The organism is Polaribacter litoreus, assembly GCF_054584775.1.
Window position 1 is genome coordinate 90,479 of record NZ_JBTLRD010000013.1, and the last position, 21,032, is coordinate 111,510.

Annotated in this window: 19 protein-coding genes; 12 read left to right on the plus strand and 7 right to left on the minus strand. The window is 30.9% G+C overall.

The annotated features are described in order from the left end of the window. The 3 genes from ACW9UN_RS12650 to ACW9UN_RS12660 are packed head-to-tail and all read right to left on the minus strand — an operon-like array spanning position 1 to position 2,114. Positions 1-321, minus strand: a complete 321-nt coding sequence (locus tag ACW9UN_RS12650) for a 2TM domain-containing protein (RefSeq protein ID WP_459486659.1) — start codon at positions 319-321, stop codon at positions 1-3. Further along, positions 321-1,688 (minus strand): 2TM domain-containing protein, encoded by a 1,368-nt coding sequence (locus tag ACW9UN_RS12655; protein ID WP_459486660.1) that lies wholly within the window; start codon positions 1,686-1,688, stop codon positions 321-323. Before ACW9UN_RS12655 ends, ACW9UN_RS12650 begins: the two co-directional genes overlap by 1 nt. 9 nt (positions 1,689-1,697) lie before the next feature. Continuing rightward, a complete protein-coding gene (locus ACW9UN_RS12660; protein ID WP_459486661.1) occupies positions 1,698-2,114 on the minus strand; it encodes a DUF2141 domain-containing protein in 417 nt (138 codons plus the stop codon). A gap of 636 nt (positions 2,115-2,750) precedes the next feature. Here ACW9UN_RS12660 and ACW9UN_RS12665 point away from each other — a divergent pair. The 11 genes from ACW9UN_RS12665 (at position 2,751) to argH (ending at position 14,258) form a co-directional block, all read left to right on the plus strand. Continuing rightward, positions 2,751-3,368, plus strand: coding sequence for a GNAT family N-acetyltransferase (locus ACW9UN_RS12665; RefSeq protein WP_459486662.1), 618 nt, complete (start codon positions 2,751-2,753; stop codon positions 3,366-3,368). A gap of 4 nt (positions 3,369-3,372) precedes the next feature. Further along, positions 3,373-4,548 carry an argininosuccinate synthase gene (locus ACW9UN_RS12670; RefSeq protein ID WP_459486663.1) on the plus strand — a complete coding sequence of 392 codons (1,176 nt, stop codon included), beginning with the start codon at positions 3,373-3,375 and terminating at the stop codon, positions 4,546-4,548. Positions 4,549-4,612: 64 nt separating this feature from the next. Next, a complete protein-coding gene (gene argC, locus ACW9UN_RS12675; protein ID WP_459486664.1) occupies positions 4,613-5,596 on the plus strand; it encodes an N-acetyl-gamma-glutamyl-phosphate reductase in 984 nt (327 codons plus the stop codon). A gap of 100 nt (positions 5,597-5,696) precedes the next feature. After that, positions 5,697-6,491, plus strand: a complete 795-nt coding sequence (gene proC / locus ACW9UN_RS12680) for a pyrroline-5-carboxylate reductase (RefSeq protein ID WP_459486665.1) — start codon at positions 5,697-5,699, stop codon at positions 6,489-6,491. Between the two features lie 57 nt (positions 6,492-6,548). After that, on the plus strand, positions 6,549-7,682 hold the full coding sequence (locus tag ACW9UN_RS12685; protein WP_459486666.1) for an aspartate aminotransferase family protein: 1,134 nt from the start codon (positions 6,549-6,551) through the stop codon (positions 7,680-7,682). Between the two features lie 27 nt (positions 7,683-7,709). Then, on the plus strand, positions 7,710-8,903 hold the full coding sequence (locus ACW9UN_RS12690; RefSeq protein ID WP_459486667.1) for a glutamate-5-semialdehyde dehydrogenase: 1,194 nt from the start codon (positions 7,710-7,712) through the stop codon (positions 8,901-8,903). Positions 8,904-9,027: 124 nt separating this feature from the next. Continuing rightward, entirely contained in the window at positions 9,028-9,789 is a 762-nt protein-coding gene (gene proB / locus ACW9UN_RS12695; RefSeq protein ID WP_459486669.1) for a glutamate 5-kinase, read from the plus strand. Positions 9,790-9,846: 57 nt separating this feature from the next. Next, positions 9,847-10,785: an N-acetylornithine carbamoyltransferase gene (locus ACW9UN_RS12700; protein WP_459486671.1), complete on the plus strand. Its 939-nt coding sequence runs from the start codon at positions 9,847-9,849 to the stop codon at positions 10,783-10,785. A gap of 237 nt (positions 10,786-11,022) precedes the next feature. Continuing rightward, positions 11,023-11,802, plus strand: a complete 780-nt coding sequence (gene argB / locus ACW9UN_RS12705) for an acetylglutamate kinase (RefSeq protein ID WP_459486672.1) — start codon at positions 11,023-11,025, stop codon at positions 11,800-11,802. Then, positions 11,802-12,872 carry a M20 family metallo-hydrolase gene (locus ACW9UN_RS12710; RefSeq protein WP_459486673.1) on the plus strand — a complete coding sequence of 357 codons (1,071 nt, stop codon included), beginning with the start codon at positions 11,802-11,804 and terminating at the stop codon, positions 12,870-12,872. The genes argB and ACW9UN_RS12710 overlap by 1 nt, the downstream gene beginning before the upstream one ends. A 108-nt stretch (positions 12,873-12,980) precedes the next feature. Beyond that, entirely contained in the window at positions 12,981-14,258 is a 1,278-nt protein-coding gene (gene argH / locus ACW9UN_RS12715; protein ID WP_459486694.1) for an argininosuccinate lyase, read from the plus strand. A 148-nt stretch (positions 14,259-14,406) separates the two neighbouring features. Here the strand turns inward: argH and ACW9UN_RS12720 are convergent, their stop codons facing one another. Next, a complete protein-coding gene (locus tag ACW9UN_RS12720) occupies positions 14,407-15,747 on the minus strand; it encodes a T9SS type A sorting domain-containing protein (protein WP_459486674.1) in 1,341 nt (446 codons plus the stop codon). A gap of 74 nt (positions 15,748-15,821) precedes the next feature. Next, complete coding sequence (locus ACW9UN_RS12725; protein WP_459486675.1) at positions 15,822-17,459, minus strand: putative phage tail protein; 1,638 nt, start codon at positions 17,457-17,459, stop codon at positions 15,822-15,824. A gap of 291 nt (positions 17,460-17,750) precedes the next feature. Here ACW9UN_RS12725 and ACW9UN_RS12730 point away from each other — a divergent pair, with 291 nt between their 5' ends. After that, positions 17,751-19,082, plus strand: coding sequence for a cytochrome P450 (locus ACW9UN_RS12730; RefSeq protein WP_459486676.1), 1,332 nt, complete (start codon positions 17,751-17,753; stop codon positions 19,080-19,082). On the opposite strand, the gene ACW9UN_RS12735 is transcribed toward ACW9UN_RS12730, so the two are convergent. Beyond that, positions 19,062-19,274 carry a hypothetical protein gene (locus ACW9UN_RS12735; protein WP_459486677.1) on the minus strand — a complete coding sequence of 71 codons (213 nt, stop codon included), beginning with the start codon at positions 19,272-19,274 and terminating at the stop codon, positions 19,062-19,064. The two genes, ACW9UN_RS12730 and ACW9UN_RS12735, sit on opposite strands and share 21 nt — an antisense overlap. A 112-nt stretch (positions 19,275-19,386) precedes the next feature. Then, positions 19,387-20,976, minus strand: a complete 1,590-nt coding sequence (locus tag ACW9UN_RS12740) for a sulfatase family protein (protein ID WP_459486678.1) — start codon at positions 20,974-20,976, stop codon at positions 19,387-19,389. Positions 20,977-21,032: the final 56 nt, after the last annotated feature.

Genomic DNA, 21,032 nt, shown 5'->3' on the forward strand with positions numbered 1-21,032 from the left:
TCATGTTTTATTTTCTTGTTCTAAATATTCGTTTATTTTTCTTTCTTCCCAATCTTTGTTTAGAAATAAAGGCAAACCAAATGTGCTTATAGCTTGAAACAAAATTCCGATTCCCCAATACATCCAAATTTTATAATTATGATAGTTCCAAAATGCTTCATTAAATGTATCTCCATTATTAACATCACCTACAATAAAAATGGCACTTATAAATGTATTGATAATAATGTAGGTGGCTAAATGCTTGTAAAATTTACTTATTTTTTCAACTTTTTTACGAGCCAATACATAACGCTGTTCTTCTGTTATTAGCTGTTTCATTATCTTAATCTTTTTTGTTTGTTTTCTCGCTGCATTAACTCTTTTATCTTTTTATCTTCCCAATTTTTTCCTAAGAAAATATTGTAATTATTTACTTCTAAAAAGTGGAATACTAAACCTATTCCCCATCCAAAGACTGGAAACCAAAACCAGTAAAATCCTGGAGAGAATCTTAGATTGATAAATATTAAAAAAGGAATTACTAAACTGTAAGATGCCAAATTCTGATAAAATTCTTTTATTCTTTCTACTTTTTCTACAGCTTTAACGTATTTACTATTTTCTAAATCTTCTGTGTACATAATATTGTTCATTTTATAAAGGAGAGGTAAACTCACCTTAAAAGTTGTGTTATTGTTTTCTATTTTAACAGGTCTATCTGTAATTAATCCATACCTATCAGCAATATTTTGCAAACCAACTTTGGTACTTTTGCCAATAGCTTCTTTTGGATTGATGTTATTTTCTATAATCAAATGATTATTTTCCTCATAAATTGAAATTACCAGTGGTTTTGAGGAAGATACCACATTGTGTTTTACTGCATTTTCTAATAATAATTGTAACGAAAGAGGTACCATTTTTAGGGTATCATTACTGATATTATCTGGAATATTAAATTGAATTGCATCTTCAAAACGCATTCCCAGCAATTGCATATAGGTTTTTGCAAATCGTAATTCTTCTTGAATAGGAACCAAATCTTTGTTGCGCTGCTCTAAAACATACCTGTATACTTTAGATAGTTTAGTGGTAAATTTTTCTGCTTGATCTGGATTCTCGCCAATTAAACTCGTCAATACATTTAAACTATTGAATAAAAAATGTGGATCTAATTGATTTTTTAAAGATTCAAATTTTGCAGTTTCTGTTTTCGCTACAATTTCTTGTTTTGTGGTTTCTTGGGTTGTAGATTTTTTCCACTCTAACATAAAACCTCTGGCGTGTAAAAAAGAGGAAATCATAAAGGAAAAAATCATCCAAAAAAGGTGTGTCCACATCATTGGGTAACTAAAGAAATTATCAACATTATACCCTCTAATGACAACAAATAATACATAGTGAATTGTTAAAATCATGGGTACTGTATATAGTACTGTGGCTATGATTCCTGCCCAAACCCTTAAGTTGGTTTGTTTTACCCAATCCCATTTAGCACTCAAAAAGTCGTTTAAAAATCCTTGTCCTAAACCTAATCCAAAAGTATACATTGCAGATATTCCTACAGATATTAAAAAGCTTTTTATAGTATAGTTCCCTCCACCTACTGTAAAGAAAAAAACTCCACAGATTAAGGTTATCTTTAAAGCTAATAAAAGTCCTTTTTTCAATTCTTTTGGCGAAAAAATATCTACCCTGTTTTTCATTGTAAATTTCTAAAATTTAATATCTAAAGATACATCTTTATCAGAAACTACAAACTTTGCATTTTCAAAAGAAGGTGGTGCAAATGCCATGTAATTGTTAGATGCTCCATAATCTTCTAATGGCATTCTTTGCTTAGAAAAATCCATCTTATCATTATTATTTTTGTCATGATAACAAATAATTGCGTAAACTCCTGGGTCAATATCTTTAAAAGTTACGGTGCTTTTTCCGTCTACAATTTTTCCATTTGCGCCTTTAATAGGTTGCTTCATAAAATTGTTTTTATTATACAAAGCAAAACTAATTTTTCCGTCGTTTGAGGTTGCGTTAATTACAGTTGCAGTAATACTAACTTTGTCTTGTGCATTTATTTTGTTTGAAATAAATAATGTTGCTGATAATAATAGTGTTAAAAGAAATTTCATAATAGTGTTTTTATGAGTTAGTGATTAATTATGGTACAAATATGCAACCGAACCACAGTTTTTAAAAGTAAACTATACCGAGTTGTAATTTTTTAAGGCCGAATTGTAGTTTTAATGATGAAACTTTTATAATTCAGCTTAAAATCTATAAAAATGTAGTTATAGATTATAAGTGAAATATCATTAATTGTAGAAATTTATAGTTTTTAAATATTAAAATCTTAACGAAAATTATAAATTGGTTAATATTTAATAAATTTTGATAAAAACCTTTACAATTGTAGTATTGAAAAAGAAAAATATATATACTTTTACACCAATGATTATTTTAACAATAAATAGAATATGTACTTTAATTGCACCCAGCTTTCGTTTTCGCTGCGTTCGCCGCTAAAAATCTCTTTTAGCAAACCAATAATCTTTTTAAGTACTCAACCATTTTATTTATTATCGTGAATCTTTCAAAAACATCTTATTACAAATTACCAGTTATTTTAACTAATAACAGAAATAATATGCGACGTAGGTTCCCTTTCCGCCCTTTGGGGTAATTATTATTTTTCAGAATTTAGGTGCGTCCAATTCTACATCAACAACAAACAAAAAACACTTTATAAAAATAAAAAACACAATGCAATGGAAATTGTAATTGCAAACAAATCACATACTATTTACGCTCAAATTATCTGCGATACAATTGCAGATGCAGCACAAGTTAGAGGTACAGGTATTGCTAAAAGAAAACCTGAATATATTGCTTCGAAAATGGAAAATGGTAACGCTGTTATTGCTTTAGATGGTAATAATTTTGCTGGTTTTTGTTATATCGAAAAATGGGGACATGGGAAATTTGTTGCCAATTCAGGATTAATTGTTCACCCAGATTATAGGAATTTGGGACTAGCAAAAAAAATTAAAGAAGTTATCTTTAAGCATTCTAGAACCAAGTTTCCTGATGCAAAAGTTTTTAGCATTACCACAGGATTAGCGGTTATGAAATTAAATAGCGATTTGGGTTATAAACCTGTTACGTTTTCTGAACTAACTGACGATCAAACATTTTGGGATGGTTGCCAAACTTGTAAAAACTATGATGTTTTAACCAGAACTGAACGTAAAATGTGTTTGTGTACGGGTATGCTGTTTGATCCTAATAAACAAAACAAAGAAGAAACTGAGGCTTTAAAAAAAAGTCGGTTCGAGCGAATTAAAAAATTTAGACAAAATATATTCTTAAAAAAAGACAAAAAATAATATCATGAAAAAATTAGTCATAGCCTATAGTGGTGGTTTAGATACTTCGTATTGTGCTGTAAGTTTATCAAAAGAATACGATGTACATGCTGTAAGTGTAAACACAGGCGGATTTACATCCGAAGAAATAAAAAACATAGAAAGTAACGCTTATAAAATGGGTGTTACCACCTATAAAAATATCGACGCTGTTGCTACTTTTTACAACAAAGTAGTGAAGTATTTAATTTTTGGTAACGTGTTAAAAAATGCAACGTATCCACTTTCTGTAAGTGCGGAAAGAATTATACAAGCCATCGAAATTATTGAATATGCAAAAAGTATTGATGCAGAATATATTGCTCATGGAAGTACAGGTGCAGGAAACGATCAAGTTCGTTTTGATATGATTTTTCAAACCTTAGCTCCACATATTAAAATTATTACGCCAATTAGAGATCAAAAATTAACAAGAGAAGAAGAAATTGAATATTTAAAGTCTCAAGGTGTAGATATGAATTGGGAAAAATCTAAATATTCTGTAAACAAAGGACTTTGGGGAACTAGTGTTGGTGGTGTAGAAACTTTAAAATCAGAAAAACCTTTGCCAAACGAAGCTTATCCTTCGCAACTAGAAAAAGAAGGTGAAGAAAAAGTAACGCTAACTTTTAAAAATGGTGAGTTTGTTGCTTTAAACGGACAAGAAAATGCGCCACAAATAAACATCGAAAACTTAAATACTATTGCTTCTAAATTTGCAATTGGTAGAGATATTCATGTTGGTGATACAATTGTAGGTACAAAAGGAAGAGTTGGTTTTGAAGCTGCTGCTGCTTTAATTACGGTAAAAGCGCATCATTTATTAGAAAAACATACTTTAACAAAATGGCAGTTACAACACAAAGAATATTTGTCTAGTTTTTACGGAATGCATTTGCATGAAGGGCAATATTTAGATCCTGTAATGAGAGATACAGAAGCTTTTTTAGAAAGTTCTCAAAAAATGGTTTCTGGTGATGTTGTAGTTACGTTAAAACCTTATCATTTTACTTTAGACGGAATTGTTTCAGACCACGATTTAATGTCAAGCGCATTTAGTACTTATGGCGAAGAAAATAAAGCTTGGACTGCTGATGATGCAAAAGGATTTATCAAAATTCTAGGTAATCAGAACAAAATTTATCAACAAGTAAATAAATAAAATCTCTTGCAAGGATTCAAAAACCTTGTAAGTATTCTATATAAATTTTTTACACTTTTAAAAAATGAAAGAATTACAAGTAGGAATTATTGGTGGCGCAGGTTATACAGCAGGAGAATTAATTCGATTATTATTAAATCATCCAGAAACTAATATCAATTTTGTATACAGTACTTCTAATGCTGGCAATAAATTATACCAAGTACATCAAGATTTAATTGGTGATACAGAAATCAGTTTTACAAGTGATATTAATGCTGATGTTGATGTTTTATTTTTGTGTTTAGGACATGGAAATTCAACCGCTTTTTTACAAAAAAACACGTTTTCTGATGATACAAAAATCATCGATTTAAGTAACGATTTTAGGTTACTTGCCGATAAAAATTTCGAAGGAAAAGAATTTGTATATGGATTACCAGAACTAAACAAAGCCGATATTATATCAGCAAAATACATTGCAAATCCTGGTTGTTTTGCAACAGCTTTACAATTGGCAATTTTACCTTTGGCTGCAAACGGATTGTTAAAAAATGATGTTCATATAAATGCGGTTACAGGTGCAACTGGTGCAGGAACTTCTTTATCAAAAACCACGCATTTTACGTGGAGAGATAATAACTTTTCGCATTACAAAGCCTTTAATCATCAGCATTTAGGCGAAATCAATCAGACAGTACATCAATTGCAAAGTGATTTTAATTCAGAAATTAATTTTATACCAAATAGAGGCGATTTCTCTAGAGGAATTTTTGCAACCACTTACACTAAATTCGAAGGCACTTTAGAAGAAGCAAAAGAAATTTATAATTCTTTTTATAAAGATGCAGCTTTTACTTTTGTAACTGAACAAAGTATATTTTTAAAGCAGGTAGTAAATACCAACAAATGTTTGGTACAATTAGAAAAACACGGAAATAAATTATTAATTACAAGTGCTATTGATAATTTGTTAAAAGGTGCTTCAGGGCAAGCCATTCAAAATCTAAATTTAATGTTTGGCTTTAAAGAAACTTTAGGATTAAACATTAAAGCAAATTATTTTTAAGACTTGTAAAGGCTTAAAATACTGAACTTTTTTCAGTATCTAATTATTAACAGTTTTAACTTTTGAAACATTCAAACTTTGAAACTTTGAAACCAAAAAGATGAAAGTAGCAATCATAGGCGCAGGTAGTTTAGGACAATCTATAGCAAAGGGTTTATTGTCTGAAAAAGTAGTTAGTTGTTTATATTTAACAAAAAGAAATACATCTTCTTTAGATGCTTTTCAAAGATACCCAGAAGTAACTCTTACATCAAATAATACCTTGGCTGTTGAAAATACAGATATTGTAATATTTGCTGTTCAACCCAAACATCTCAGTAAAATTTTAGAAAGTGTAAAATATGCACTTAAAAAAACACAACTAGTCATTTCTGTTGCTACAGGTTACTCTATAGGAAAAATAGAAAATACCATTGGCGCAAAGCACGCTATTGTTAGAGCTATGCCAAATACAGCAGCTTCAGTGCGTCAATCTATGACCTGTCTTTCTCCTAATGAAAAAGGAAAAAGTCAAATTGAACTAGCCAAAAATATTTTTGATAGTTTAGGTATTTCTATGGTAATACCCGAAGAACAACTACAAGCTGCTACTGTTATTTGTGCAAGTGGCATCGCCTTTTGGATGCGATTAATCAGAGCTACAACTCAAGGTGCCATTCAATTAGGTTTTGAAGCCGCAGAAGCTCACGAATTGGCAATGCAAACTTGTTTTGGTGCAGCTACCTTATTAAAAAAGTCAGGCAATCATCCTGAAGCAGAAATTGATAGAGTAACCACGCCTAGTGGATGTACAATTGAAGGTTTAAACGAGATGGAACACCAAGGTTTAAGTTCTTCTTTAATTAAAGGAATAAATGCTTCCTTTGAGAAAATCAATCATATTAAAACAAAATAATGCAGTTAAATCATATATTTTCTAGCAACAAAATACTAACGACTTAAAACTATTTATATGCCACTATTTAATGTATATCCTTTATATGATGTAACTCCTGTTAGAGCGAAAGGAGTGTATGTTTACGATGAAAATGAAAACGAATATTTAGATTTATACGGAGGTCATGCAGTAATTTCTATTGGCCATGCACATCCAAAATATGTAGAGGCTATAACGCATCAGGTAGCTTCATTGGGCTTTTATTCTAATGCTATTCAAAATCCGCTACAAAAACAATTAGCAGACAAAATTGAAAAACTATCTGGATGTAATGGTTATGCACTTTTTTTATGCAATTCGGGTGCAGAAGCTAATGAAAATGCTCTTAAATTAGCATCATTTCAAACCGAAAAATCGAGAGTTATTGCTTTTAAAAATGGTTTTCACGGACGAACATCTGCAGCTGTAGCAGCAACCGATAATCCTAATGTAGTAGCTCCTATTAACGCTCAACAAAAAGTAACTTTTTTAGAATTAAACGATATTGATGCAGTTAAAGTTGAGTTAGAAAAAGGTGATGTTTGTGCTGTTATTGTAGAATTTATACAAGGTGTAGGCGGTTTAGATCAGGCCACTGCAAGCTTTTTTGAGCAATTAGACATACTTTGTAAAGCAAATCATACCCTGTTTATTGCTGATGAAGTGCAATCTGGTTATGGTAGATCTGGAAAGTTTTTTGCTTTTCAGCATTATAATGTCACTCCAGATATTATTTCAATAGCTAAGGGAATGGGGAATGGATTTCCTATTGGCGGAATTTTAATTCACCCAGATATTAAAGCAAAATTTGGTATGTTGGGCACTACTTTTGGAGGAAACCATTTGGCTTGTGCAGCAGGATTATCCGTTTTAAATGTTATCGAGGAACAGAATTTAATTGATCATACAAACAAAATGTCTGAGTACTTTATACAAATTGCAAAAACCATACCTCAAATCAAAAAAATAAAAGGAAAAGGCTTAATGTTAGGTTTAGAATTTGATTTTGAAGTGGGTGATTTACGTAAAAAATTAATTTACGATTATCAAATTTTTACTGGTGGTGCAATGAATAAAAAGTTGTTACGAATTTTACCTCCTTTAACCGTTAAAAAAGACCATATCAATCAATTTTTTGAAGCTTTAGTTGATGCTTTAGAAGAAGAATAAATCCAACTAAACACAGCATATAAAAAAATGAATACTTTATTATCAATTGAAACTAGAAATGCAGTTTTACAAACAATGGCAACTCTTTTGGATGAAAATAGAGAAGCAATTATCAACATCAACCAAAAAGATTTAGAAGGGTATAAAGGTGATGATATTTCTATGTTCGATCGCTTAAAAGCGGATGATACAAAGGTTGATGAAATGATTAAAGCTGCCAAACATTTGGCTTCTCAAGCAGATCCTGTGGGTGTAGAACGTTTTAGTTTTAGGCATGAAAACGGAATGCAAGTGTATAATAAAACTGCCTCTTTTGGTACGGTTTTAATTATTTACGAATCTAGACCAGATGTTACTGTAGAAGCTGCAGGAATTGCTTTTAAATCGGGTAATAAAATTCTTTTAAAAGGCGGAAAAGAGTCTTTAAATTCTAATTTAAAAATTGTAGAATTATGGCATCAGGCATTAAAAAAGCACAACGCTTCTACAAATTGGGTAGCATATTTGCAATTTAATAGAACAGAAACTCAAGCATTTTTAGAAAAACCAACGCAAAAAGTCGATTTAATTGTACCAAGAGGTGGAGAGCGTTTAATTGCTTTTGTAAAACAACACGCTACTTGTCCTGTTATTATTAGTGGTCGTGGAAACAATTTTGTGTATGTTTCTAAAGAAGCTGATTTAGAAATTGCCATTGATATTATTTTAAACGGAAAATCGAAAATTTCGGCATGTAATGCTGTTGATAAAGTTTTGGTTGATGCTAATCTTGCTGATAAAGAAACATTTATCAACCAATTGATATCAAAATTAAATGAAGCTAAAATTCAGGTTTTAGGTGATGAAATTGTGGCTAAAAATCATCAATTAGAACAGATTTCATCCAACGAAGTTTGGTACGAAGAATTTTTAGATTACAAAATTGTAATTGGAGAAATTGTCTCAAATGAAGCTGCCATTTCTATGATAAATACCTATGGTGGAGGCCATTCTGCTGCTATCATCACAAAAAATAATGAAGAAGCAAAACTTTTTATGGAAAACGTAGATACAGCTGCTGTTTATCATAATGCTTCCACGCGTTTTACTGATGGTGGCCAATTAGGTTTGGGTGGAGAATTGGCAATTAGTACAGACAAATTACATCAACGTGGACCAATTGGGTTACAACATTTGGTCACCAATAAATGGTACATCCATGGAAATGGACAGATTAGGTAGAAGTTGGAAGTTAATATTTAAATATTTTTTTGTCATTTTGAGCGAAATGAAATGTAGTCGAAAAATCTCTTTATAGATTTCTCCTTAAAGTCGAAATGACAGAAGAAAAAATCATCATTAATAATTGAATAAAAAGAAACGCATATTACTAAAAATTGGTTCTAATACCTTAACCAAAGAAACTAATAATATCTCTAGAGGTAAAATTGAAGATCTTGCTAATCAAATTGCAAAATTGAAAGACACTTGTGAGTTTATTATAGTAAGTTCTGGTGCAATTGCTGTTGCTAAACAATTTGTTAAATTAGAAAGCAAACAAGAAGAAGTCTTTGTAAAACAAGCTTTGGCTTCAATTGGTCAGCCTCATTTAATAAGAATTTATCAAGAAATTTTTAGAGAATATGGTTTGTTAAGTTCACAATGTCTTCTCTCCTATTCCGATTTTGAAAAGCAGGAAAGCAAAACCAATATTGTGAACACCATAAATGTTCTAGTAAATAATAATTACATTCCTATCATCAACGAGAATGATACTGTTGCCACAGATGAAATTAAATTTGGTGATAATGATAAATTAGCAGCGTTAACTGCTACTTTATTAAAGGTAGATTTGTTGATTATTGCCACAAATACCAATGGAATTTACACCAAAGAATCCTTCAAAAATAAGCATCCAGAAACTATTTTAGAGATTGATAATTTTGAGGATTTAAGAAAAGAAGTTGTCAGTTCTAAATCCACTCATGGCAGTGGAGGAATGGAATCTAAAATTGAAGCAGCTTCTTTAACACAGAAAGCAAATATAGAAACATGGATTGTAAACGGATTAGAAGATAATTTTATTACAAATGCTTTTGAAAATAAAGTTCCGTTTACAAAAATATAATAACAATTAGACCTTTCAGGTTTTTAAAACCTGAAAGGTCTGAGAAATAATCACAAAATGAAACATTACACATCCATAAACGATATAGAAAATATAGATACTTGGATTTTAGAAGCCAAAGAAGTTAAAAGAAATCCTTTAAAAAATAAAGATTTAGGAAAAAACAAAACCTTAGGATTGTTATTCTTTAATTCTAGTTTACGTACGCGTTTAAGTACTCAAAAAGCTGCCTTAAATTTAGGTATGGATCCAATTGTTATGAATGTTTCTGGTGATGCTTGGGGAATTGAATTTGGTGATGGAACTATTATGAACGGAAATACAGCCGAACATATTAAAGAAGCTGCACAAGTGGTTTCGCAATATTGCGATATTATTGCTGTTAGAGCTTTTCCGAGTTTAACAGACAAAGAAAAAGACGAATCTGAGCAAATTTTAAATTCGTTTGTAAAGTTTGCAACTGTGCCTATTGTAAGTATGGAAAGTGCAACTGGACATCCTTTACAAGGTTTAACAGATGCCATAACAATTGCAGAAAACTCCACTAAAAAGAAACCAAAAGTAGTGTTAAGTTGGGCGCCACATGTTAAAGCTTTGCCACATGCAGTTGCCAACAGTTTTACACAAGCCATGCAAAAAATGAATGTTGATTTTGTAATTGCAAACCCTGAAGGATATGATTTAAGCAAAGAAATCACAAAAAACACACCAATTTATCACAATCAAGAAGAAGCTTTTAAAGATGCTGATTTTGTGTACACAAAAAACTGGAGTTCTTACGAATCTTATGGTCAAATTTTAGATATTGAGGACAATTGGACCATTACAAAAGATAAAATTGCTGATGCTAAATTTATGCACTGTTTACCTGTTAGAAGAAATGTTGTGGTAGAAGATGCTGTTTTAGATTCAGACAATTCATTGGTTATTGAGCAAGCAAATAATAGAACTTTTGCAGCACAATTGGTATTGAAAAAAATATTAGAAAATAACTAAAGTCATCGCGAGGTACGAAGCAATCTGTAATTTAATAATGAGATTGCTTCATCCTTTTTTATCATTGACAACAAAGTGAGACAATCTTATTATATAAAACATATTATTTGTTTTTGATTAATGTAATGACCTAATTAGATTTATAAAAAGACCTTTCAGGTTTTGAAAACCTCATAGGTCTGCAAAAAATACTATCGAGTAAAATTTTTTCCTCTTTAGGGAAATTAAAAGAAAATTATGAAAGAACAGTTATCAATCATAAAAATTGGAGGAAATATTATAGAAGATGAAACTTCTTTAAATGCTTTCCTAAAATTATTTGCAAATCTTAAAGGACATAAAATCTTAGTTCACGGAGGAGGAAAACGAGCAACTCATATTGCATCAAAATTAGGAATCGAATCTAAAATGATAAATGGTAGACGCATTACTGATGCTGAAGCTTTAGAAGTAATTACCATGGTTTATGGAGGATTAGTCAATAAGAATGTTGTGGCCAAATTACAAGCTTTACAAGTAGATGCAATTGGTTTAACTGGTGCAGACATCAACAGTATACAATCAGATAAAAGACCTGTAAAAGAGATTGATTTTGGTTTTGTAGGTGATGTGAAAAAAGTAGCTTCTAATTCTATCGACAAATTGATTAAAGCAGATTTTACTCCTGTTTTCTGTGCCATTACACATGATGGAAATGGACAATTATTAAACACAAATGCAGATACCGTTACAAGTACAATTGGTGTTGGAATGAGCAATATTTATGAAACATCCATTTATTACTGTTTTGAGTTAAATGGTGTTTTACAATATTTTGCTGATAAAAATTCGGTAATCAAAAATATCAATTCAGAAACCTATCAAAATTTATTAAAAAAAGGTATTATTTCTGACGGAATGATTCCTAAATTAGACAATTGTTTTGATGCTTTAAACAACGGAGTTAAAAAAGTTCATATTGGTAATACAGCCATGCTAACAAAAGAAAACGATAATTTTACAACAATTACATTATAATGATAAGTATTGAAAAATTAACTGAAAAAGCAATTTCACTTTTAAAAAGTTTAATTGAAACGCAATCTTTTTCATCCGAAGAAGAACAAACAGCAGCATTAATTGAAGCTTGGTTTTTAGAATTTGAAATTCCGTTTAAAAGAACCAAAAACAATGTTTGGGCAACTAATAAACATTTTGTAGAAGGCAAACCAACATTATTGTTAAACTCTCATCACGACACTGTAAAACCCAATTCTGCCTATACAAACGATCCTTTTAAAGCCTTTGTAGAAGAGGGTAAATTGTACGGTTTAGGTTCTAATGATGCAGGTGGTTGTTTGGTTTCTTTAATGGCTACATTTACTCATTTTTATGCACAAGAAAACTTAAAATACAATTTGGTTATTGTGGCTTCTGCAGAAGAAGAAAGCTCTGGATCAAATGGATTAAATAGTATGTTGCCTATAATTCCGCATATAGATGTTGCTATTGTTGGCGAACCAACTTTAATGAATTTAGCGGTTGCCGAAAAAGGTTTGGTAGTTTTTGATGCAGTTGTAAAAGGAACTCCAAGTCATGCAGCACATCCAAATAACAACAATTCCATTTACAATACCATCGAAGTTTTACAGTGGTTTAAAGATTTTAAATTTGATAAAACTTCTAAGGCTTTAGGTGATGTTAAAATGACAGTTACGCAAATAAATGCAGGTAAGCAGCACAATGTTGTACCTGCTCATGTAGATTTGGTCATTGATGTTCGTGTAAACGACGCGTATTCCAATCAAGAAATTGCAGCTATTTTACAAGAACAATCTCCTTGTACAGAAATAACACCAAGAAGTTTACGATTAAACTCCTCTTCTATCAATCCAAATCACGATTTGGTAAAAGCCGGAATTTCTATGGGAAGAGAAACCTATGGTTCTCCAACATTATCAGATCAAGCTGTATTATCTTGTCAATCTTTAAAATTAGGTCCTGGAGACAGCACACGTTCGCATTCTGCCAATGAATTTATTTATCTTGCAGAAATTGAAGAAGGCATACAAATTTATGTGGAGTTGTTGAATCGTGTAATTGTTTAAATTAATAAAATATAAATGTCATTTCGACCTTGTGGAGAAATCTAAATCTAAGAGATTTTTCGACTCCATTTCATTTCGCTCAAAATGACAAACAAAAACCAAGAAAATATGAAACTTTGGGATAAAGGATTTTCAATAGACAAACAAATAGAAAACTTTACAGTTGGTAATGATAGAGAAATTGACATTCATATTGCCAAATACGATGTGCAAGCTTCTTTAGCACATGCCATAATGCTAGCATCTATTGGAATTATTACTGCTGATGAATTAGCTGACTTAAAAAAAGGCTTAAACGAATTAGCATCAGATATCGAAAACGGAACATTTATAATTGAACCTTCTTTTGAAGATGTACATTCTAAAATTGAATGGGAATTGACCAATAAATTAGGCGAAGTTGGTAAGAAAATTCATACTGCTCGTTCTAGAAACGATCAGGTTTTAGTAGCACTACAATTATATTATAAAGAAAATTTAGCTATTGTTAATGATAAAGTAAAATCACTTTTTGATACTTTATTAAATTTAGCTGAAACTCACAAAGATTCTTTATTACCTGGCTATACACATTTGCAAGTGGCAATGCCATCGTCTTTTGGGTTGTGGTTTTCTGCCTATGCAGAATTATTAATTGATGATGTTTATGTACTAAATGCAGTTTCTAAAGTAGTAGATCAAAATCCTTTAGGTTCTGCTGCTGGTTATGGTTCATCTTTTCCTATTGATAGAGAATTAACCACAAAAGAATTAGACTTTGCCACTTTAAAATACAATGTGGTGGCTGCACAATTGAGTCGTGGAAAAAGTGAACGTTCTATAGCTGCTGCTTTAGGCGGATTGTGTAATACTATGGCTCGTTTTGCCATGGATGTTTGTTTGTATATGAGTCAGAATTTTGGATTTATTACGTTTCCTGATGAATTAACTACAGGAAGTAGCATTATGCCTCACAAAAAAAATCCTGATGTGTTTGAATTAATTCGTGGAAAATGTAATAAAATTCAGGCTTTACATTCAGAAATGTTATTAATTACCAATAATTTACCAACAGGATATCACAGAGATTTTCAGTTGTTAAAAGAAAACATCATTGCTGCTTTTGAAGATGTAAAAGATATTTTAGACATTTTTAATTATTCGATTCAACAAGTAATTGTAAAAGATATTGATTTGAATGATGAAAAATATCAATATTTATTTACGGTTGATAGCATTAATAATTTAGTAGTTGAAGGTATGTCTTTTAGAGAAGCCTACCAAAAAATTGGAGGTCAAGTACAAGCAGGAACTTATCAACCAGATTTAGGAAAACAACATTCGCATTTGGGAAGTATTCATAATTTAGGATTGGATAAGATTAGAGAGAAGTTTCCTGAGAATTAGGGAATTTCGCTAACGTTGATGTATATGGTTTGTTGCGTGTTTCAAGTAACTAATTTAGTAAATAATTACTGACCAAGAAAGTCCGCGAGGACTTTCGTAAGTAGGCAAGAAGCTAGCAATAAATTATATACGGTGTTGGTAGCAGTACTTATTTCTTAATAATTTTAAAACTTTCATTCCCTTCACTACTTTCAATAAATAGTGTATATGAACCTGCTTTTATAGGATTGATATTTAATTCCGTAGCGTTTTCTTTAATTTTTAAAACTACTCTACCATTAATATCATAAAGCCGTATTTTTTTTATAATATTATTATTTTTATTTCTAAAAAAAATTATGTCTGATGTTGGATTTGGAAAAATTGTAAATAATTTATTCTCATTCAAACTTTCAATACTTAAGGTACTACATTTAATTTCAAGTGGTATTATTGTTTCATTAACATTATTACCAACACCTAATTGACCATTATAATTCTTTCCATAACTCCACAATGTGTTATCTTCTTTTAAGGCTAGAAAAAACTCTGATGACGTTTTAATGTTATGCCAATTATTATTTTCCCCAATTTGAACACCTTCTTTGATATTCCAAATAGAACCATCTTTTTTTCTGCCAATTAAAAGTCTTTTCCCAGATATTTTATCCCAGTCATTATTTAAACTAAGTTTAGTTGGTGTTAAAATTTGACTGGGATATTGTTCTCCAAAAATTTTTGTTCCAATCCAAGGAACATTATTTCTACCCCAGCCCCATATTGTTCCATCAGTTTTAAGTGCAAGTGAATGCCCATAACCTCCAGAAACATCTAACCAATTGTTTTCATTACCCACTCTTTCAAAATTTAACTGATCAGTTGATGACATATTACCATTACCTAAAGAACCTTCTTGGTTGTCACCACAAGCCCAAAGTGAACCATCATCTTTAATTGCTAAAGTGTGGGTGCCACAGCTAACAACTTTTACCCAATCAGTATCTGTATTTACTTGGGTAGGATAAAGCTCAAAAGATTTCTTGTTAATTCCTAGTTGACCCGAAAGATTATAACCCCAACCCCATAAAGTACCATCCGTTTTTATGGCTAAAGTTGCTTCATTTGTAGATAAAAATTTCCAATCAGTATCACTACCCACTTGAGTTAATTCTTTTGCGCCTTCTCTAGAACCAATTCCCAAATTTCCATTGGAATTATTACCCCAAGCCCACAACGTACCATCTGTTTTTATACCAAAAGAACTATTTCTGCCTGCAAAAACAGCTTTCCAGTTATTATCACTACCAACCTGTAAAGGGGTATAAACTATTGCAAATCTTACTATATAACCTAAATAGCCCTCGCCATTACTATCATCTCCCCAAGAATACAGTGTACCACTATTTGTTATTGCCAAACTGTGTCTATAACCAGTAGCTATGTCTTTGAAACATTGTGATTGTAAGTTTAAAGATAGACTTAACAAAAAAATGAACATAAAATTTTTCATAACTATAGTTTTTAATTTTTTTAATACTTTCTTTTTACTTGATTTCATTCGTAAATATACTGAAATTTAAACGGTTATGGTGTGTTAGTTTTCATAACAGATAACAATTGATAAGTGGCATCATAACTTCCTACAATATTATCAATTTTCACAAAAACAGCAATTTCTCCATTTGCTAATGAAAAAGATGATTTATTGGTTAGAAAAATATTTTCAGTATTATCAAAAGAAATAGAACCACCATTTGCTCTAATAGTAATAGTTTCTGATGCATTAATTGAAGATTCAATTATTTTTATTATCGTAGATGAAGCATTAACAAAAACTAACTTGTTTCTACCTATTTGAAGATTGTTTGTGCTTGAGACATTAATTACTTGCATAACCCCAAAAGTTTTCCCTAGTTTTTTATTTTGAAAAACATTGTCAGCTATAGCTACACCACCTAGAGTGTTGTTATTAGCAATTAAAAACTTTGAGCTTGGGCTTAGATTAGGGTCATTTGGTTCAGTAACAGAAACATAATTGTTATACACATTTACAAATGAATTAGATATAGAAATACATTGCCCTGTTTTTATATTACCTGAATCTACAATCATAGAACCATACCCAGCAGCATTGGCAAAACGATTGTTTTGAATGGTAATATCTCTACAGCTATTAAAACTATTACCATTAATTGTTATAGCTACACCTAAACTTTCAAACCAACAACTATCAATATTTATATTTTCTGCATAATTCATATAAATGCCATAATCTGCTTCTTGAAAAGTACAATTGATAAAGCTTAAAATACCTGTAGTTTGACTAGCACTATGAGAAATATTGACATTTTGACCTTTAGGAAAAATATTGCTGTTGTTTCTATTAAAGCCATCAAAAGTACAATTTAAGAATGTATGTTGACCATTTTGTCCTTCCATTTTCAAGGAGTTTGAGAAATCACTATCCTTACCAACTCTCACATTTTCAAAAGTATTAAATTGATTTGGGGTTAATCCGTCTGCACTTCCTCCTTTTAAATAGATACCATCACCCTTAAATCCAGAAATTTGAATGTTTTTAAAAAAAGAATTCCATAAACCACCGTGTTCGTTGGTGTTTTTTTGTGCCCAAAAAAAGAAACACCCAGCTTGGGTTTCTCTTCTACCAAAAAATTTAATATTAGAGATGTTTAAAAATACAGGGCCTATATCCATTTTAATCATATAATCAACATTATGGTTTTCTGTAGTTTGTATTAAAGTATTTTCTAAAGATTCTCCAAGAATAGAAATACCACTTTTTAAAGTTAATTGATTAATTCTATAATTTCCATTAGGAATATAAACCACAGAACCCTTTAATTCTGGGTCATTTTTAGCATTTAAAGCTGCAAAACCTAGGGCATTCTGAAATGCTATTGTATAATCTTGAGTTTTACCAAAAGCTCCAAAGAAAAGCACATTAATATAGCCTTCATATTGTCTGACCCATCTACCCAACAATTTACCAGATGCACATGCTGTTTTAATAACAGTTCCATTATTATCAATTGCATAGTTTCCATTACCATTAGGTTGAGGCTTAAAGTCATTTCCTGTACGCCACATAAAAACACCACCACCTCCGTCTCCAGAGTTTGTATGTCCTTTCACGTAGTATAATTCTCCATTATTGTTTCCTGTAATAGCTCTTAAAGCTTGTAAATTTGTTACTTCATTCATAGTTTTATTTTTTTTAATTACTATCGTTTATTTCTGCTAGGTATTGCTACCAACTCTATTTGGATATGCCGAGTTTTAATTCGTTATATTCAGAGTTAGCGAAGTTCGGTTTTTTAATTTGAAAAATCAACAGGAAAAACACTCTTTCTGAAATCAAAATACAAGAAAAAACCAACAAACCAAATTTAGGCAAAAGGTATATTCTTCTCTAAACTATTCATAACTTAGCATTAGATAAAATTAGATAGCAATATCCCAAATAAAATTGCAAACTGATTAAATAATGAATGTATGCAAAAGCCAAATGAATTTCCAAAAGTTCCCTTTACCAATTTTATAAAACACAGTTTAGAAATACTTAAAAATCCACTGCCTTTTCACAATAAAAACTTTGAGAATTTAGGAGATACTTTTCAGCTTAACATTGGACTTAAAACGCATATATTTTTTTCTAGAGATGCCAAATTTTTAGAATATGTACTTCAAAAAAATCAAAGAAATTACACGAAATCTAAAATACAAACCAAAGAAGTTGCTAAATATTTAGGTAAAGGCTTACTAACTGCAGAAGGTGAACATTGGAAAAAACAACGTAAATTAATTCAGCCCGCATTTCACAAGCAGAAAATAAAAGGACTCTTAACTACCATTCAAGAACAAATTAGGGATAATTACAGTCAGCTGAAACCCAATGAAAAATTTGATATTTTCCCCATATTTAATGATTTAGCATTTCAAGTAGTAGCAAAAGCGTTGTTTAGTAGTACCTCAAACAAAAAAGATATTGCAGCACTACAGCATATTACTGAAGATGCACAACGCATGTTGGTAAAAGAACTAAGACAACCTTACTTGGGGTGGTGGTTTTCGCTAAGTGGTAAGATTCAAGAATACAAAGATTTAACAGCTTATGCCAGACAAATATTACAGAAAATTGTAGAAGAGCGTAAAAAGTCAAAAACTCGTTTTGAGGACTTATTAGATTTACTGCTAGATTCAAAATACGAAGATGGTAGCTCAATGGAAGAAAAACAATTAATGGATGAAATATTGATTCTTTTTGTTGCAGGCCATGAAACTACTTCGAATTCACTAACTTTTACAAGTCAGTTATTGGCACAACACCCTGAATGGCAAGAAAAAATTTATCGAGAAGCCATTACTTTAAATGAAAATAATGATGATCTAATGGATATTGTTGCCCAATCTAAAATATGCCAACAAGTAATCGAAGAATCAATGCGATTGTATCCTCCTGCCTATTTTATAGATCGTTTAAATTATAAAACGGATACATACAATAATATTGAAATAAAACCTGAGTCTGACTTGTTGTTTTCTGTTTACGAAATTCATCGTCATCCAAAGCTTTGGAAAAATCCAGAAGAGTTTCAACCAGAACGTTTTGAAAACGGTGGTCGTCAATATTCATCGCATTACTTTCCTTTTGGTGCAGGACCAAGAAAATGTATTGGTAATAATTTTGCGATGTTTGAAATGATTATTGCTGTTAGAGAGTTGGTTTTAAACTGTAAAATACAACCTAAATTTACAACTATTGGCATTACGCCCCTAATCACCTTAAAACCGAATAATGCTTATTTAGAACTTGAAAATAGGTAATGTGATGTATTTATTTCTGTCAAACTCAGATTTGTCTCCTACAATATGTTTTACATTTAGGTTGACATCAACTTGAACTTGTGCATTAATTTTTGTGATGCTAAATGACGCAACCAACATTAAAAAGACGATTTTTTTCATATTTTTTCTACTATTATTTGGGTGTTTAGAAACCAAGTTAATTATTCTCATAAAACTAAATGAGACCGAAAAATTCTTTGACAATAGATGTTCTTTTGAGAGATAATTATTGCTTAATGTGGTATTTTCTGAATTATTTTCAATTGTAAATCACTAAAACACTTTAATCATTCCAGTGTTTTTCAACTATAGCTTTTATCTTAGGATAGTTTTCATCGGTTTCATTCAATTCTAAACGTTGTTGTTTTAATTGAATTTTCATTTTAGCAATAATCTCTTTGTAAGCAGAATCGTTATATCTGTTGTGCAACTCTTGTGGATCGTTTTTTAAATCATAAAATTCCCAAGTATGAGGTGTTTCTTTGTCAATTCCAAAATATCCTTTAGACCAATAATGCTTTTGAAAATCTTTGGGATCTAAATAATGTTTACCATAATAAAAAATCAATTTATAATCTTTAGAACGAACTCCAAAATGCGCAGGCACATAATGATGAATAATGTGCATCCAGTAACGATAATAGTAAGTGACTTCTCTCCAATCTTCTTCCTCATCACCTTTTAGCGTTTTTATAAAACTCTTTCCCTGCATATAATCAGGAGATTTTCCACCTGCCAATTCAATCATAGTTGGTGCAAAATCGGTATTATTAATCAACACATCAGATACTCTAGATTCTTTTATCATCTTTGGATAGTGCACAATAAAAGGCATTTGCATCGATTCTTCATACATCCAACGTTTGTCTTGAAAATCGTGTTCACCTAGCATCATTCCTTGGTCTGAAGTGTAAATGATGATGGTATTTTCCCATAAGCCTTCTGCTTTTAAATATGCAAATAATCTACCCAAATTATCATCAATTCCTTTTACACAGCGTAAATACTTTTTCATATAATCTTGATAAGCCACATGAGCAGATTGTTTTCCTTTTAAGCTATCTTTATGAAATTCGTGATTGTAATTTCTGTATTTATTGCGATCTGAAACTGAAGAACCAATATACCATTCTAAAGAACCATTTTTACCACGAGTGGCCTCTGAACCCCATTTTGGTTGATAATACAAACTTGATGGTTCAGGAATTTCGGTGTTTTTTAAGAAGTCATCATATCTTGGAGCGTACTCAAAATAAGCATGTGGTGCTTTGTAATGATGCATTAAAAAGAAGGGTTTCTTTTTGTCTCTTTTTTCGAGGTAATCAATAGAAATGTCTGTAATTACATCTGAAGATTGCCCTTTGGTTTTTACCTTGTTTTCCGGCCAAGTTCCTTTTCCTTTTTCTAAAAAAGAAGGATTAAAATACTTTCCTTGACTTGGTAATATTTTGTAATAATCAAAATTTACAGGTTCGTTTTTTAAATGCCATTTACCAACAACAGCTGTAGTGTAACCTAATTTTTTTAATTCTATGGGTAAATATTGTTTATCAGTATCTAATTTATGATCTAAATCTAACACGCCATTGGTTTGTGGATATTGACCTGTAATGATTGATGCTCTACTAGGAGTACAAATTGAATTGTTGCAAAACACATTATTAAAACGCAACCCTTGGTTGGCTAATTTATCTAAATTTGGGGTGATATTTAATGCTGATAATCTACTTTCATAAGCACCAATTGCATTTGCTGCATGATCGTCTGCCATAATATAGATGATGTTTGGCTTTTTTTTCTGAGCACAAAGTGCCATTGAAAAACAAATTGTGAATAACCAAAGATGTACTGTTTTATTGTTTTGAAAGATCATTTTTATCACTTTTATGTAACCAGAAATAGGTGAAGAAACACGTTAAGATAATTCAT

Excerpts from the sequence above, each read along its gene's own strand:
- ACW9UN_RS12650 (WP_459486659.1), bottom strand. The coding sequence starts at position 321 with ATGAAACAGCTAATAACAGAAGAACAGCGTTATGTATTGGCTCGTAAA.
- ACW9UN_RS12685 (WP_459486666.1), top strand. The coding sequence starts at position 6,549 with ATGCCACTATTTAATGTATATCCTTTATATGATGTAACTCCTGTTAGA.
- proC (WP_459486665.1), top strand. The coding sequence starts at position 5,697 with ATGAAAGTAGCAATCATAGGCGCAGGTAGTTTAGGACAATCTATAGCA.
- ACW9UN_RS12665 (WP_459486662.1), top strand. The coding sequence starts at position 2,751 with ATGGAAATTGTAATTGCAAACAAATCACATACTATTTACGCTCAAATT.
- argB (WP_459486672.1), top strand. The coding sequence starts at position 11,023 with ATGAAAGAACAGTTATCAATCATAAAAATTGGAGGAAATATTATAGAA.
- ACW9UN_RS12670 (WP_459486663.1), top strand. The coding sequence starts at position 3,373 with ATGAAAAAATTAGTCATAGCCTATAGTGGTGGTTTAGATACTTCGTAT.
- ACW9UN_RS12660 (WP_459486661.1), bottom strand. The coding sequence starts at position 2,114 with ATGAAATTTCTTTTAACACTATTATTATCAGCAACATTATTTATTTCA.
- ACW9UN_RS12740 (WP_459486678.1), bottom strand. The coding sequence starts at position 20,976 with ATGATCTTTCAAAACAATAAAACAGTACATCTTTGGTTATTCACAATT.
- ACW9UN_RS12720 (WP_459486674.1), bottom strand. The coding sequence starts at position 15,747 with ATGAAAAATTTTATGTTCATTTTTTTGTTAAGTCTATCTTTAAACTTA.
- ACW9UN_RS12735 (WP_459486677.1), bottom strand. The coding sequence starts at position 19,274 with ATGAGAATAATTAACTTGGTTTCTAAACACCCAAATAATAGTAGAAAA.
- ACW9UN_RS12725 (WP_459486675.1), bottom strand. The coding sequence starts at position 17,459 with ATGAATGAAGTAACAAATTTACAAGCTTTAAGAGCTATTACAGGAAAC.
- ACW9UN_RS12730 (WP_459486676.1), top strand. The coding sequence starts at position 17,751 with ATGCAAAAGCCAAATGAATTTCCAAAAGTTCCCTTTACCAATTTTATA.
- argC (WP_459486664.1), top strand. The coding sequence starts at position 4,613 with ATGAAAGAATTACAAGTAGGAATTATTGGTGGCGCAGGTTATACAGCA.
- ACW9UN_RS12710 (WP_459486673.1), top strand. The coding sequence starts at position 11,802 with ATGATAAGTATTGAAAAATTAACTGAAAAAGCAATTTCACTTTTAAAA.
- ACW9UN_RS12655 (WP_459486660.1), bottom strand. The coding sequence starts at position 1,688 with ATGAAAAACAGGGTAGATATTTTTTCGCCAAAAGAATTGAAAAAAGGA.
- argH (WP_459486694.1), top strand. The coding sequence starts at position 12,981 with ATGAAACTTTGGGATAAAGGATTTTCAATAGACAAACAAATAGAAAAC.
- ACW9UN_RS12690 (WP_459486667.1), top strand. The coding sequence starts at position 7,710 with ATGAATACTTTATTATCAATTGAAACTAGAAATGCAGTTTTACAAACA.
- ACW9UN_RS12700 (WP_459486671.1), top strand. The coding sequence starts at position 9,847 with ATGAAACATTACACATCCATAAACGATATAGAAAATATAGATACTTGG.